The organism is Pleomorphochaeta naphthae (genome assembly GCF_055396005.1).
Map to the genome: position 1 here is coordinate 1,843,316 of NZ_AP042457.1, position 14,328 is coordinate 1,857,643.

At 27.8% G+C, this 14,328-nt stretch carries 16 protein-coding genes and 1 pseudogene; 5 read left to right on the forward strand and 12 right to left on the reverse strand.

The window, feature by feature from the left end; translation table 11 throughout:
* Window positions 1-40 precede the first annotated feature (40 nt).
* Window positions 41-892, forward strand: coding sequence for a DMT family transporter (locus tag ACZ5SO_RS08375; RefSeq protein ID WP_464623995.1), 852 nt, complete (start codon window positions 41-43; stop codon window positions 890-892).
* Window positions 893-1,022: 130 nt separating this feature from the next.
* On the opposite strand, the pseudogene ACZ5SO_RS08380 reads toward ACZ5SO_RS08375, so the two are convergent.
* The 6 genes and pseudogenes from ACZ5SO_RS08380 to ACZ5SO_RS08405 form a co-directional block, all read right to left on the reverse strand.
* Window positions 1,023-1,235: pseudogene (locus ACZ5SO_RS08380) on the reverse strand (DDE-type integrase/transposase/recombinase); the annotation flags it as partial.
* A 732-nt stretch (window positions 1,236-1,967) separates the two neighbouring features.
* Window positions 1,968-2,753 carry an SDR family NAD(P)-dependent oxidoreductase gene (locus ACZ5SO_RS08385; RefSeq protein WP_464623996.1) on the reverse strand — a complete coding sequence of 262 codons (786 nt, stop codon included), beginning with the start codon at window positions 2,751-2,753 and terminating at the stop codon, window positions 1,968-1,970.
* A 20-nt stretch (window positions 2,754-2,773) separates the two neighbouring features.
* Window positions 2,774-3,538: an N-acyl homoserine lactonase family protein gene (locus ACZ5SO_RS08390; RefSeq protein ID WP_464623997.1), complete on the reverse strand. Its 765-nt coding sequence runs from the start codon at window positions 3,536-3,538 to the stop codon at window positions 2,774-2,776.
* 72 nt (window positions 3,539-3,610) lie between these two features.
* Window positions 3,611-3,979, reverse strand: a complete 369-nt coding sequence (locus ACZ5SO_RS08395; protein WP_464623998.1) for a hypothetical protein — start codon at window positions 3,977-3,979, stop codon at window positions 3,611-3,613.
* Between the two features lie 35 nt (window positions 3,980-4,014).
* Window positions 4,015-4,809, reverse strand: a complete 795-nt coding sequence (locus ACZ5SO_RS08400) for an EFR1 family ferrodoxin (protein ID WP_464623999.1) — start codon at window positions 4,807-4,809, stop codon at window positions 4,015-4,017.
* 12 nt (window positions 4,810-4,821) lie between these two features.
* Window positions 4,822-5,454 carry a transmembrane-type terpene cyclase gene (locus tag ACZ5SO_RS08405; protein ID WP_464624000.1) on the reverse strand — a complete coding sequence of 211 codons (633 nt, stop codon included), beginning with the start codon at window positions 5,452-5,454 and terminating at the stop codon, window positions 4,822-4,824.
* A gap of 141 nt (window positions 5,455-5,595) precedes the next feature.
* On the opposite strand from ACZ5SO_RS08405, the gene ACZ5SO_RS08410 reads away from it, so the two are divergent.
* Window positions 5,596-6,105, forward strand: a complete 510-nt coding sequence (locus ACZ5SO_RS08410) for a TetR/AcrR family transcriptional regulator (RefSeq protein ID WP_464624001.1) — start codon at window positions 5,596-5,598, stop codon at window positions 6,103-6,105.
* Window positions 6,106-6,139: 34 nt separating this feature from the next.
* Here ACZ5SO_RS08410 and nagA read toward each other — a convergent pair whose 3' ends face one another.
* Together nagA and ACZ5SO_RS08420 are read right to left on the reverse strand one after the other, a co-directional pair.
* A complete protein-coding gene (gene nagA, locus ACZ5SO_RS08415) occupies window positions 6,140-7,315 on the reverse strand; it encodes an N-acetylglucosamine-6-phosphate deacetylase (protein ID WP_464624002.1) in 1,176 nt (391 codons plus the stop codon).
* A gap of 60 nt (window positions 7,316-7,375) precedes the next feature.
* Window positions 7,376-8,548 carry a metallophosphoesterase family protein gene (locus ACZ5SO_RS08420; protein WP_464624003.1) on the reverse strand — a complete coding sequence of 391 codons (1,173 nt, stop codon included), beginning with the start codon at window positions 8,546-8,548 and terminating at the stop codon, window positions 7,376-7,378.
* Between the two features lie 286 nt (window positions 8,549-8,834).
* Between ACZ5SO_RS08420 and ACZ5SO_RS08425 the strand changes: the two genes are divergently transcribed.
* Both ACZ5SO_RS08425 and trhA read left to right on the forward strand, forming a co-directional pair.
* On the forward strand, window positions 8,835-9,101 hold the full coding sequence (locus ACZ5SO_RS08425) for a hypothetical protein (RefSeq protein WP_464624004.1): 267 nt from the start codon (window positions 8,835-8,837) through the stop codon (window positions 9,099-9,101).
* Window positions 9,102-10,656: 1,555 nt separating this feature from the next.
* Window positions 10,657-11,274 carry a PAQR family membrane homeostasis protein TrhA gene (gene trhA / locus ACZ5SO_RS08430; protein ID WP_464624005.1) on the forward strand — a complete coding sequence of 206 codons (618 nt, stop codon included), beginning with the start codon at window positions 10,657-10,659 and terminating at the stop codon, window positions 11,272-11,274.
* A 422-nt stretch (window positions 11,275-11,696) separates the two neighbouring features.
* Here the strand turns inward: trhA and ACZ5SO_RS08435 are convergent, their stop codons facing one another.
* Together ACZ5SO_RS08435 and ACZ5SO_RS08440 are read right to left on the reverse strand one after the other, a co-directional pair.
* Window positions 11,697-11,885 carry a hypothetical protein gene (locus tag ACZ5SO_RS08435; RefSeq protein ID WP_464624006.1) on the reverse strand — a complete coding sequence of 63 codons (189 nt, stop codon included), beginning with the start codon at window positions 11,883-11,885 and terminating at the stop codon, window positions 11,697-11,699.
* Window positions 11,886-11,964: 79 nt separating this feature from the next.
* The gene (locus ACZ5SO_RS08440) at window positions 11,965-12,363 is read right to left on the reverse strand and encodes a hypothetical protein (RefSeq protein WP_464624007.1); all 399 of its coding nucleotides are present in this window, start codon (window positions 12,361-12,363) and stop codon (window positions 11,965-11,967) included.
* A 343-nt stretch (window positions 12,364-12,706) separates the two neighbouring features.
* Here ACZ5SO_RS08440 and ACZ5SO_RS08445 point away from each other — a divergent pair, with 343 nt between their 5' ends.
* On the forward strand, window positions 12,707-12,844 hold the full coding sequence (locus ACZ5SO_RS08445) for a hypothetical protein (RefSeq protein ID WP_464624008.1): 138 nt from the start codon (window positions 12,707-12,709) through the stop codon (window positions 12,842-12,844).
* On the opposite strand, the gene ACZ5SO_RS08450 is transcribed toward ACZ5SO_RS08445, so the two are convergent.
* The gene (locus ACZ5SO_RS08450) at window positions 12,838-13,740 is read right to left on the reverse strand and encodes a recombinase family protein (protein ID WP_464627840.1); all 903 of its coding nucleotides are present in this window, start codon (window positions 13,738-13,740) and stop codon (window positions 12,838-12,840) included. The two genes, ACZ5SO_RS08445 and ACZ5SO_RS08450, sit on opposite strands and share 7 nt — an antisense overlap.
* A 59-nt stretch (window positions 13,741-13,799) precedes the next feature.
* Complete coding sequence (locus ACZ5SO_RS08455; protein WP_464627841.1) at window positions 13,800-14,003, reverse strand: recombinase family protein; 204 nt, start codon at window positions 14,001-14,003, stop codon at window positions 13,800-13,802.
* Window positions 14,004-14,328 lie beyond the last annotated feature (325 nt).

Sequence of the window (14,328 nt, forward strand, 5' to 3'; positions counted from 1 at the left end):
GCTAGTTTTTTTTTAAATCTTTGATTATTATCAATACTTTATGAACTATTCTTCTTTTTTAATCATATTAAGTGCTGTATTATGGGGAACTACAGGAACCTCTCAAGTTTTTTTATCTGATCAAATGCCTCCTTTAGTTGTGGCAACATTTAGAATGCTTATTGGAGGTAGTTTTTTATTTATCTTATCTTTTTTTGATAAAACAAATAAATTTAAAGATTTAAGAAATATAAAATCAATATTTATTTCATCTATTTGTATAGCCTTTTATCAACCTTTTTTCTTTTTAGGAGTATCAAGATTATCAGTTGCCCTAGGTACAATTTTAGCAATCTCAAGTGCACCAATATTTACTGGAATCATTAATAAGATATTGGATATAAAAATTTCTAAGAAATGGATAATAGCAACTATTATTTCAATAGCTGGTTGTATATTTATTTTTTATAATAAAAACAATACCAGCTTTGATATTTTTGGAGTTGTATGTTCCTTATCTGCTGGCCTTTGTTATGCTCTTTTTGTTTTAAATTCCAAAACTGCATACAAAAATAATTCTAGAATTAAAACTAATGGTATGATATTTTTCTTTGGAGCAATTTGTCTATCTCCCATATTATTTATATATAGGAATTCGTATCAAATTAGCATTAATGAAATTCTACCCTTATTTCATTTAGGAGTTATAGCTACTAGTCTCTCATATACTCTTTTTGCTATAGGGTTGAAAAAAACTTCTTCAACAAAGGCTATTACCTATACTTTAGCTGAACCTCTTACAGCTTCACTCTTAGGAATTCTATTATTAAAAGAAACCTACACTATAAATACTCTTATTGGAATCTTTCTTATTTTTTGCGGTTTAATAATTAATACAACAGATCAAAATTAAATTAATCACTATGTATATTTTAGGCTAAGTTTAGGAAGCAGCTAATCAAGACACTTTCTAAAATATTTCACGAATATTTCAGTAGTTTTCCCTCTTTTTTCAATGCACCAGTAAATGAATTATAATAGATTTCATTTGAGGAAAATTGACTATCTTGGTCACTATTAAAAATTGATGGAACCCCATAAATTTCTATAGATTTCTATTAACATTCAATGCAAAAATATACGTCCATTGTATTACTTAATTTCCATGAAAGTATTTTACGACTGTTAAGATCTATTATTGCACATAGGTATACAAATCCATGAGGTAATGCTATATAAGTAATATCTGTTGCCCATTTATACCCTTATTTTATTAAAATGGTCGATATTTTTCTATAGCCTAAAAAAGGAATAGGTTTATAATCTTTGCTCTTTTATATTTAATTTTTTTCTTTATATTTTACTTCTCTTTCTATATGATGATTTAACAAATCATAATAGTGACTTCTACTTATATCTAATATGTTACATTGCTCACTTATTGAACATTCAATAGTATGTCCAAATGAAAAATATTTAAGACCTGGAGTAATAAGTTCGCAAAGATCTAATTAGATAAATTCATCTTTTTTTTTAAGAGCTCTAATTCAAGCTGAGATTTACCATAAGCTTTGGTAATGAACTCTGTTTTATCTTTTGCTTCGAAAGCACCCTTTAGTTTTGTGTCTTTGCTAATTGTGCTTCTTTTTCTTCCTAAGGTTAATGAACAAATAAAATTTCTATATCTATAGTTATCGGTTATTGTTTCTTACTCTTAATGAATTCTATTAAGGTAATTATATTTAAAGGTGCTCTTTATAGCTTTATACATTGCTATATCTTATATGTATTTAAATTAAACATCTTCATAAGTTGTATAATAGCATGTACCTTATCCAAAACTTAGATAAGGTACAAAAATAGCCACAGACACAAGTTCCGTTTACCACAAAACCTTTGTAAAATTTAGTATAAGATATCACTGCTATTGTTGGTTGAGTAATAAACTTCAATACGCCACAATAATATGCTTTAAATATGTTTCACAATTACCACATTTTTAAATTGCGAATCATATAATCAGAATATGCGTGGGCATTGGAACTTAATCCGCCATCAACTACTAACTCTGTGCCATTACAATAGCTTGACATATCTGAAGCAAGAAATAAACAGGCCTCGGCAATTTCAGAGACTTTACCTGCTCTACCAAGAGGAATTGTCGTTTCATAATTTGCTCTTAGTTGTGCATATTCAGGAGCAGAAACTAAAGGGGTATCTACGAAACCGGGAAGTAAGCAATTTACACGAACCTTGTATTTTGCAAACTCGAGTGCTCCAGTTTTTGATAGAGCTCTAACAGCCCATTTAGCACTACAATATGCCGCACCAAATATCTGTCCATCAAGACCACTTGTGGAAGCAATATTGATAATAGATCCGCTGCCTTGTTTTGCCATTAAACCACCAATATATTTCATACCTAAAAGTACGGAAACTTGGTCTACTGAAACTACACGCATATATAACTCTACTGGAAAATCTAGAATAGGTTTGTTACCACCAATACCTGCATTATTTACTAAAACATCAACATGGCCATATTTTTCTTTAACCAACGAAGCAAGATCTTTCCATTGCTGTTCATCAGCTACATCATGTTTATAGAATTCTGCTTGATTTCCCAACTCAACTTGATAAGCTGTTCCGAGTTCTTCATTGATATCAGTAAAGATTACCTTTGCCCCTTCTTCAATAAAACGTTTTGCATAGGCAGCACCCATACCACTTGCTCCACCAGTTACAATAGCTACTTTGTCTTTTAATAATTTCATAAAATTATCCTCCTTATAAATTAATCGTAATATTTTTCATTTTTATTCCAATTCTTTGAATCATGTGGAAAGAGAAGCAACCAACCATCTTTTTTTGCTTTTTGAATACGCTTCAATGATTTTATACACTCTTCTTCATTCCAGCACAAAGAAAAACCTGTTTCCCCTTGTAAAGTGGCATAGTCGTTACAGGCATCTCCTGTTAATAAAATATGTCCGTGGTTTTTAGTATTTATCACTAAACTTTGATGCCCTGGTGTATGACCTGGAGTAAACCAAACTATTACAGATCCATCATCAAACAGATCATAGCAATCTTCATCAATTCCTTTAAGGAATTTCCAATTTACTGGTTTATCAAAATCTTCGTGTATGTAAAGTTGATTAATGGGAAAAGGATATTTGGAATCATGTGCTGCAGCCCATTCGCTTTGCTGTACTATATAGTTTGCATTTGGAAATAATCCAATACCTCCACTATGATCTAAGTGAAGATGGCTTTGAATGACATATTTAATATCTTCAGCTTGAAACCCAAGGTTATTAATAGCATTTACTACTAACTCATTCTCTGTCATATCAACTTCAGACATACTAGCTATCATCTCGCCCCAATATTCAGAGAGATTATCCATACATTCTCTAGGCATACCAGTATCAAAGAGTATTATTCCTTTTTTATGCTCAATAAGATAAAACTCAACAGGAACGCTTTCGGCACCGAGTTTTAACCTCCCCGCATATATTTTATGCAGTTTTACATAAACTGTTTCTGCATTATCCATACCACTCCTCCTTTTTTTATTATCAATTTCAGAAAAAAACAAAAGACTACCCTGCTTTATTGCAGAATAATATTATTGGATTTTTTTCGTTATATTTTGTTCCGGTCTAATTTCTAAATGCTTTATTCTTCCAGATTCATTGAGTTGGATAATATCAACACCTACGGCAGCATGCATTTCTCCACTTTTCAATTCATGAACAACTGCCCATGTCGCTTTTAGCCCATAATCTGTGTTTTTTTCTTTCCAAACATGTTTCATAGAAAAATAATTTTTTAGTGTTTCTTTAATACCGAATCCTAATTTATCTTTACCTTTCACTTCGCCTTGAGGTGCTTTAACCACTACATCATCAGCAAATAAGTCCATCAATTCATTAAATGCAGACTCATCTAAAAGAGCAGAGTCCCACAAAGTAAAGTATTTATCAAATATTGTCATCCTAATTACTCCTAATCTTATTGTATTATTTATCGCTATTTATCAGTTCTATTATTAGATTCAACTATTTCTTGTAAGCTTATTTCTGAATTTCTATATCTCTCATGACTTTTTTCACCTTTTACCCTAATCGCCTTTTTCGGACAATTTTGTACACAGGCTAGGCAACTGATGCATTTATCTTTGAAAAAAGGTTTTGAATTCTTTAATTCAACATTACTTACGGGACAGACTTTCGTACATATACTGCATTCTATACACGAATTATCAATGAAAAAATAATCAGATACTTTCAAACCTTCTGTGTGAATTCTTACTTTCTTTTTCTTTGTCGGTTTCATTTTTTTTAAAATAGATGTTGCAAATCTATCAATACTACTATCTCTTTTTTGCCAACACACATTAGAATTAATATCGCTTATTATTTTCTCAATCTGGCCGTTTACATCTTTTTCACCTACAGAACCTATCTGATCTTCCATTCTATATCCAGGCAACCAATTATCAATCATTTTTACAGAATTAATATATGAAAACTCTAGACTATTTTTCCTTGCAATCTCATTAAGACAGCCTGTTACTCCTCCCGCATATTGACCATAAGTCATAATTGCATAAAGATATTTTGTCTCAAAGGTACATTTGCTAATAAAGTTTTCAATATACTTTGGAATCGATAGTCCATATACTGGAAATATTATTCCAATCTTGTCATCTTTATATACAAAATTTTCTAGTTTAATTTGTTGAGGAACTGAAAATAAAGTTCCACCTAACCGTTTCGCCACGTATAGACTATTTCCTGTTGCAGTAAAATATAAAATTGTCACTTCAGTTTCACCTTAAAATTGTGATGTTTTTGTAGAAGTTTTGATGGAATCCCATTTGACTAATACAACGATATAAATAATATCAAACACACTACATATAATCCCTGTTATCAAAACAAATATATTGAATTCCTTTAACAAACCAAAACTTATAACGGGAGCAAGAGTACCTATCCATTTAGCAACAGCAAGAAGTACAGATTGACCTTTTTTGCTTTGACGTTGAAATATCATTGTTAAAAATAGTATCGACATCGCTGCATTTTGCAAAAATGCTGAATATGAAGCTGCTTCTGATCTAGAAAAATGTAAGTAAAAAGCCATCTGAATTGCAAAGGTTGTTGCAAAGGCAAGTATGCTATATGGTATAAAATATTTCTTTGAATTATTAGGAAATTCTTTTTTGCCATATAAAAAATATGTAATAACAATCACTACATCAAGTCCACACCAAATAAAATTAACTGGCGTTTGAATAGTTGGATTTGCTAACCCAGTAATAGAATAGATAGCTTCCCATGCAATATTAAGCCCCAATGCAAAAAGCGGCATTGCATAAGTTTTATCTTTAAAACCTTTTCTAATTGCTTCAATATAAACTATTGTCCATGCGATACCACTAAGTAAAGTTAAAAATAAAATCATAATTTGGTTCTCCTAAATTTTGACTAAAAGTGTAACAAGTGTTATAACTGTAACAACTAATAACACAATTATAATTAATAAAAATCCAGAATAGAAGATACAAAATAGTTGATTTTATTACACTTATGGAGGTTATAAGCTATGAAACAATCAGAAAGAAGTAAACAATGGATTGCTGATGCTTTACTATTACTATTAAAAGAAAAATCCTATGATCAGATCACCATTACTGATATAACTGAAAAAGCGGGAGTAGCAAGACTTACTTTTTATAGAAATTTTGATAGGAAGGAAGATATTCTTCAATTTCATTTTGACCGTGTATTCTCTGAATATATTTCATCACTTCAAGGCGAAGAATTTGATTTAGAACAAGCCTTAGTTCAATGTTTTAATTTTTGGCAAATTTTAAAATCTGATATCAAACTTTATCTAAAAAACAACCTCCATATGGTAATGTACCGCCCTTTTGAAAAATACTTGAATATTGTTTTATCAAAAGGGAAATATAAAGATTCTTTTAATCATGTTCAAAGGACATTTATTGTTGGGGGGCTTTTTGCTTCTCTGTTATCTTTTTTAGAAGAAGAATCTCCTCTAGACCAAAAAGAAATCTCCAAATCAGTATTGGAAATACTAAAATTCAAATGACCTATCTAAAAATTGATTTTATATCTTAAACAAATTATAAATGTTGTTTAAATACTTTCAAAATATTAAAGGAAGAATCAACTAATACTAAATCTGCAATTTTGCCAATTTTTATAGATCCTCTATCTGTTAAATTTAAAATCCTTGCTGGGTTTACAGAACCTATCCTAAAAAAATCTTCTTTTGTAATTATATTTTTTTCTAATAAGGATTTGGCACTCTTAAATATTAGTGTGCAAGAACCAATTAAAGTATCATCATCACGATAATAACAAGCTTTTCCATCACAATATGCTTCTTTATTACAATATTGCATGGTTCCACTTCCTATTTCAGCAAATTTCATTGAATCAGAAATTAGACAGATTTGATTTTTATTTAAGCAATTAAATGCAAATTTAAGCGTATCATAAGCTATATGGATACCATCACCAATTATTTCGCAAGAAATATTCTCACTATTTTTTTGCATAAATGGATACATGGCTAATCCAGGCTTTTTATGACTAATACCACTCATAGCATTAAATAGATGAGTAAAATGATATTTATTTAATTTGGGTATATCAGATATAGTAGCATCACTATGGCCAAGTGCTACAATTATATCATTAGCTTCTAAAATATTAATAATAGATTCAATATTGTTAAGTTCAGGGGCTATCGTCATAGTTTTTATTGCACATTTATTATCTATCTTTATATCTAATAATTTTTTTAATTCACCAACATTAGGTTCTATAATACAAGAAAGTGGAATACCACCCTTTTTATCTTTGTTTATAAAAGGCCCTTCAATATATAATCCTGGAATATAATTTTTTAATATAGGGTTATTATTGATTGTCATAGATATTTCTACTAATGATTTATAATCATAAAGTAATGTAGGTTGGAAAGTAGTAATCCCATTTTTCTCAAGTATTCTTGCCATTTTAAAAAGAGCTTCTTCACGATTCTCACTACTAGTATCAACCCCTCCACAACCGTGAATATGCATATCTATCAAACCTGGTCCTAAAAGATTATTTTCAGCATCAAAAGTTGAAATATCATCATCTAATAATAGTTTTTGATAATCATTTTGATTAAAATAAATTTCAGAAATTATTGAATTTTTAATCAAAATTGCACAATGGTTAAAAATTTTACAAGATTCTCCATACACGATAGAGGCGTTATAAATTAAAAATGGTTTTGACTTATTCAAAATTTTCTCCCAATTGATTAAAATTCAAAAAGACTAATAATTACAAAATATTTTACATTCTTATAAGTTATTTTCTACAGTAACCTTATAGAGGTTTTTACCAGTTTGATCTTTATATGTTAACTCTAAAAAATTTTCATAAACTTGGATATCTAGCCATCCAAAAGTATTATTATTTAACCAGATAGATTGAGGTGAAGTATAATCATTTTGACTATCAAGATGGCCACCCATTGTGCCAATTATTCCATAATAAGTGTTTCCATGTTTTAATAATTCCATCAAATGATTATGTCCACTTATCATAAGTTCAACATTATATTCTTCAATTACTGAAGCTACTTTTTCAATAACATCTTTATTATCATACCATTGCATACCCGTTTGAGAATCTAAATAACCAGAACTATAGCCAAAACAATGTGAGAGGACGATTGTCATATCCTCTTCTGGTATTTCTTCTAATTGTTCTATAAGCCATTGCTTTTGATTTTTATCAAATTCTTTAGCATCCCATAAAATATCTAAAGTAATTATATGTAAATTATCGTAATCGATACGACTATAGAAATAATCATGATTTTTTTGGAAATATTTTTTAAATACTCCTGTACCATTAATTAATGCATCATGATTACCTAAAACAACATGGATTGGAGTTTCATTCAAATATTTATTGAAATCATTTGCTGCTTCTTTATAAAATGATTCAGTTGAACCAAGTTCTGCAATATCCCCTAAACATAAGAATGCATCGTAATCTGATTCTCCAATATTTTTGAGTATTTCATCTCTCGCATCTTTATTACTCCTTTCACTCCCCCAATGTGGATCTGAAGAAACAGCTAAAGAGAGCAAAGGCTCTTTTTCATTTAATTTATTATTTTTACTAACTTCTGTAATACTATAAATTTCATCTGGTTTTGAAAAAGTTGGGATTGTCAAATAAAAAAATAAACCAACCAACACTAAACAAAATAAAGACGAAAGACTGATTGAAATCCATTTAAAAACATTTAATATCTTTTTACTTTTTAAATGTAAAACGGAAATAATAAAAATAACCAAAATTAGTATATTAAAAGCCCATAAATAGCTAACTATATTTTTATAAAAGGGATTCCATCTACAGAGTCCTGTAAAACCATGAAGATTTGTTATCCATGGCAATACCAAAATCGATATAACTATTAATACTAAATTTACAACTTGAATTCTTTTAATTTTTTTCATCCTAACATCAATTCCTATTTTCTAATAATACCACAATTATAATTAATAGTTAAAAAATATTTTTTAAAAGAGATACTTATTTTTTTAAACTCAATTCAATTATTAACTGCTATCTTTTATTCGTTTACAATATTTACTGTAACCAAATTAGCTATAAAAAAAATAGGCAAGGTCGCATTAGATAATTCAATTAAACACTACCCTATATTTTTATTATATAAACAATATTTTTTGACATAAGCTATTTAAACATGGTACTATTTATCTAGTTGATAAGGAGTTTTATATGGAAAAGAAAGAATGGAGAAAGGATCAAAAAAAACTTACGAGAGAAATTCTAGAAAAAGTAGATATTGTTGCATTTTCTTTTGATCTTTCAGGAAATAATAAAGGGTGTAATATGGATAACCTAGATGGAAGTTATGGATATATTAAATTAAATGATGCATTAAAGAATACTTATCCTATCTATGACTATGAAACAGATAAATTATTAGGAACTTATAATTCTATTGATGAAGTTATTTCTAATGGTTGGAAGGTTAGTAGCTAAAAAATAAAGCAAAATTGAACAGGTACACGTCAAGTGGACACTGTAATTTTTAAAAATTATGAGCTTAATACTCGGCTTCAGTAAAATAAAGAAACCGAATATTAATATATAATTTAGTAAAATTTTTAGAATCTATCTTCTACAATTGCTTCTGAAATTTCGCCATAATTGGAAATTATCTTAGCTTTTTTATTATAACATTCTTATATCTGCTCTTTTGTTGGATCAGGTGAGAATTTTGTTCCTAAACGTATATACTTGTCACGATACCAACTAGAAATAGTACTTGATTTAGCAGAAATTCGAGAATTAATTTTTTCGATTAAGTATAACTGTTGTGTAGTCTCAGACCCTGAGTAAACAGTTCTACCTGTTTCAACATTACAATCCTATAATTAATAGCTATAGGTATGTATATTTTTTTTGTGATATTAGTATATGTAACCTTATTCATACTGTAGTCCATTAAATTAATGCTTTTTAGGAATTCACTCTTATTGTAAAAGTCAGAACTATCTTTTACTTGTTTCGCCCTTGTATTATACAATATATACTGGCACTAGATACTTTTGAAACATTACCTTTATCATCAATTTGATAATTTGAGTAAATAATTATATTTTAATTCGTTATCAATATCGTAATTATTAAAATGTTATAAAATCTAATCTATTTACTAGTTTTTTAATTTATTTTTTTACATGTTAAGAAAAAAATTTGGCACTATATATATTTAATGACAAATCTATTTAACAGAACAACTGTTGGTCATTCATCTAGTGATAATAAAGCTTCTCATTTAGCGGTAACTTGAGGAGGTGCAGTTAACTTCTAATTGTAAACATAATTGAGAGCTAATCTTTCTTGTCCTAGTTTTGAATTTATATAATTTTATGGTATTTTATTATTACACTTAATCCTAAAATAAGTATATTATATTTAATCAACAAATTGAGAAGAATAATTTTTAATGAAAGTCAATTATGATTAAGGAAAAAGATTTTTTATTATTATACACTAGCTTTTCGCCTCTAATTATAATGGCGTAAATGGCTCTAATATATTTATTTATTGGTGCAATCATCGCTTTTCTATGTGAAAATCGATACTCTCTCTTCATAAAAATAATATTAAGTTAATAAATAATTAATTCAAAGGATATTAAATGCTATCAGATTGAATAATAATCTATACCCTTGTGGATGAATTTTTTTCCCCATATTTGTGAGAGTTTTTGTTAGAGCTTAGTATTCCTTTTTAATATAAAGAACAATTTTAGCTTAATTCTTGGTAATAGTTGCATGAAGATCTACAATTACAGAGTCTAGATTATCTTAACTAATTTAGATAGTTTTATTAATTATAATTCTATAATTTTGTTTAGTTTACATAACCAAATTATCTTATCGTTTATAGGCTTCAACTAATATTTATTAATAATTGTTATTATATCATCCCTCGTATTTTTTAAGATTCCAGATTTAAAAATCATTTCAATATAGAAATAAGACTTAATAATTTATATAATGAATTATACAAATGTGGAGGTTTCTACATGATTAGTAAGAAAGAACGTATGAACAGTTTATCTCATGGTATTGGTATCATCTTGGGGATTATTGCACTGATTGTTCTAGAAATTAAAGCAGGTAGTAGCACCTATGCTCAAATTGCATTTCTAATTTATGGAATTGCTCAAATAATATTATACCTCACATCAACTGCAACACACTTGCTCACAGGTAAGCCAAAGTACCACGCAATTGTGAGAGTTCTCGACCAGTCTGCAGTATACCTCCTTATCGCAGGTACTTACACTCCAATAGCAATGCTCGTACTCCCTAATCCATTTAAATGGCAAATGCTAATAATCATTTGGACTCTAGCAATTGCAGGGATTATCATGAAATCGGTGTTTCTTGCAAAGGTCCATCTACTCTCTGACCTACTCTATTTACCAATGGGATGGATGATTGTGTTCTTCTTGAATCCTCTTAGAGAATTCTCGCCTAAGGGTTTATTATTTTGGATATTAGCAGGTGGTATAACATACTCTGTCGGAATGATTTTTTATGCTGTAGAAAAAATACCACACCATCATTTAATTTGGCATCTTTTTGTTCTTGGAGGAAGCGCATGTTTCTTTATTGGATTCCTGCTTCACCTTGTATAATATAAAACGGTAGTAACATCATTTTCAGCATATATATGGAAGAAAAGTAAATCATTATTTATTTAAGAAACTCTTCCTAGAATTCTTACTGTAAACGAATTAGAATACTTACTTCACAAGTAAATTTCACACCATCAACATTATTGACACATTTAATTAACTCTTCTTTATGTAACTAGGAGTTTAGGAGATTCCCTATAAGGTTAAATGTCACATTTAACCTTACAGGGAATCAGTTGTATATAGAATATTAGGACATGAACGAACTCAAGTAATTGATATAAAACAAGCTATTGAATTATTCTCTTCAAAATAAATGTAATAAAAAATAATTCTCAATTGAATAAATTAATGTCAAAAAAATACCAATAATAGGACTTTTATCTTATAATTTTCATATAATGAATTTTTTTCTTTTAAATCTATTCTTTCTTATTAAAATCATTAGCTGATTCAGTTTTTTTTAAATTTTTATTTATTGATTCTAATAATTCGATTCTCTTTTTGTTTTGTTTAGAAAACCAATTCATGAAATCTCGAATAAAAATAAATAAGTATACAATGAATATTATATTTAAAATTAAAAATGTAATTATTAAAAAATCAAACACATTAACCTCCTCAATATTTTTCTAACTCTAAAAATTAACTATTTTTTGAATAAGAAAATTCTATTTATTTTGCCTCAAATTAATTAATCAATCGAGATTTGCATTTAGGACATTTTGCTCCAGATAAAATACAATCATAACAAAAATATTCATCACATTTTGCACAATAGTATTCTTTGCCTTGTATACTAGTTTCACATTTAGAGCATATGTGTTTTTCTTTTATATCTTTTTCAATATTTATATTCTGTTCAATAGGTTCTAGGGGTTTTAAAGATTTCTCAAATTCGATATATTCATCTGGAAAGTTCTGCTTAGATAGAAACTCTAACTTATTATTTATACTTTCAAGTAATTTGATATTTATATTAATTTTATAATACCAGCAAATAAAATTTCTAATTAATAAAAAAATTACAAAAATAATAGCGATTACAATTAATAAAGAAATAATAAATACAATTGGACTAACATACATACAAAAACCTCTTAGATTCCTAATAAAAACTTCTTTTATTTTACAATAGTTTTATTATGCTGTACATTATTTTTTAAATATTTTATTGATAATTTACTTTTTATATTATATTAATTTACTAACATTTTGATATGCCCCCATTTAAGTTGAACTTAGAAGTTAACTGCACCTCCTCTAGTATTACATCTAGAGGAGAATCTATGAAAATGAAAAATAATAAAAATAAATCTATAAAATATTGTTTATCTTTCTTTTTTACCTCAACAAATTAACAACAACTTTTTCACCATTTTTAAAATGTACTTTTATTTCTTTTTTTGAAAACACTTTAACGATATAAACAATGGATGTAAAAAGCTTTGGAGAAAGTTTTGTTATTAGTTCTTCCTGGGCTTTAAGATTTTCTATAAATCTATCAATCTGTATTTTCCGTGAAAACTTATCAGCTAGAATAGCTTGTGTATTTTCAACCTTTTATTGAATAGCAAAATACTCTGTTGATAGATTATTATACAGTGTATTAAATTCATCAGGGTTTTGAATAATTGTTGAATTACCTTCAACTAGGTGTTCAATTTGCTTTGATATTTTATTTAACTCTTTTGATTTCTCAGCTTCTTTTATCTTTAGTTTTTTAGTATCTAATACTTTGTTTAATATTAATTCACAATTTTCTATTATTTCATCTTTTTCTACTATTACTTTATTAATAGCTTCTAGTATTGATTTATATATTTCATCTTCAGAAAGGTGAGTTGTTGTACACTTTTCTTCTTTTCTATATTTATCATTACATTGCCAAACAACTCTTTTATATTTATCAGTTGAATGCCAAATCTTCCTACCAAATAAAGCACCACAGGTGCCACAAATAATTCTATTTGAAAATAGATTAGCACTGGTACTTCTATTTGAGTAAGCACATTCTTTTTCAAATTCTTCTTGAACTAGTTCAAATTGTTCTTTTGTTATAATAGAAGGGTGACTATTTTCAACATAATACTTTGGAATCTCCCCATTATTTATCAGTCTCTTTTTTGTTAGGAAATCAGCTGAATATGTTTTTTGAAGAATAGCATTACCAGTATATTTTTCATTTTGTAACATGCTTTTAATTGTAGAGCCATACCACTTAATAGATCCTCTTACATTTTTAACTTCTTTATCTTCTAACTCTTTTGCAATTGTATTAGGGGCTATGCCTTGTAAGTATCTAGAATAGATATATCTAACTATTTTAGCTTCTCTTTCATTTATTACTATATTGCCCTCTTTATCTTTTTCATATCCAAGAAAACTACCGAAAGATATTTTTACTTTTCCCTCTTCAAATCTCTTTCTTATCCCCCAAGTACATTTTCTGAAAGGAATCTTGATTCTTCTTAATCAAGAGATGACATTATAGTAATTAGTAACTCTCCTTTACTATCAAGAGTCTAGATATTTTCTTTTTCAAAATATACTTCAATTCCTTTCTCTTTTAATTTTCTAACTGTTGTTAAACTGTCTACTGTATTTCTAGCAAACCTACTAACACTCTTAGTAATTATTAAATCAATTTTACCTTCTAGTGCATCACTAATCATGGATTTAAACACTTCACGCTTTTTAGTACTTGTTCTTAATATTAATTCACCTATTCTAACATAAAAGAAACCCCTTAATTAAACTTATTATTTAAATTAAAACCATTCGCACAAAAACATAAAAATCATTAGGTCACAAAATCAAAGCATTATTAAAAAGGAAAGAACTTTATATTTAACCATATTTAAATTAATATTCATAAATTTATAGCATACCTATTACTTATAATATTTTAGTATAGATTTATAAACATGAATAAATTTCTCTAATTTTTATTCATAAAACAATAACGTGACTAGATTTTTTAATAAATTACTCATAAACTATTAACATAACTATTATTTTTAATATTTTAGTCATATACTTATTACATGATTA

Bases quoted from the DNA above. Each gene is read 5' to 3' on its own strand.
- ACZ5SO_RS08375 (WP_464623995.1), top strand. From the start codon at position 41: ATGAACTATTCTTCTTTTTTAATCATATTAAGTGCTGTATTATGGGGA.
- ACZ5SO_RS08385 (WP_464623996.1), bottom strand. From the start codon at position 2,753: ATGAAATTATTAAAAGACAAAGTAGCTATTGTAACTGGTGGAGCAAGT.
- ACZ5SO_RS08390 (WP_464623997.1), bottom strand. From the start codon at position 3,538: ATGGATAATGCAGAAACAGTTTATGTAAAACTGCATAAAATATATGCG.
- ACZ5SO_RS08395 (WP_464623998.1), bottom strand. From the start codon at position 3,979: ATGACAATATTTGATAAATACTTTACTTTGTGGGACTCTGCTCTTTTA.
- ACZ5SO_RS08405 (WP_464624000.1), bottom strand. From the start codon at position 5,454: ATGATTTTATTTTTAACTTTACTTAGTGGTATCGCATGGACAATAGTT.
- ACZ5SO_RS08410 (WP_464624001.1), top strand. From the start codon at position 5,596: ATGAAACAATCAGAAAGAAGTAAACAATGGATTGCTGATGCTTTACTA.
- ACZ5SO_RS08420 (WP_464624003.1), bottom strand. From the start codon at position 8,548: ATGAAAAAAATTAAAAGAATTCAAGTTGTAAATTTAGTATTAATAGTT.
- ACZ5SO_RS08425 (WP_464624004.1), top strand. From the start codon at position 8,835: ATGGAAAAGAAAGAATGGAGAAAGGATCAAAAAAAACTTACGAGAGAA.
- trhA (WP_464624005.1), top strand. From the start codon at position 10,657: ATGATTAGTAAGAAAGAACGTATGAACAGTTTATCTCATGGTATTGGT.
- ACZ5SO_RS08440 (WP_464624007.1), bottom strand. From the start codon at position 12,363: ATGTATGTTAGTCCAATTGTATTTATTATTTCTTTATTAATTGTAATC.
- ACZ5SO_RS08445 (WP_464624008.1), top strand. From the start codon at position 12,707: ATGGATGTAAAAAGCTTTGGAGAAAGTTTTGTTATTAGTTCTTCCTGG.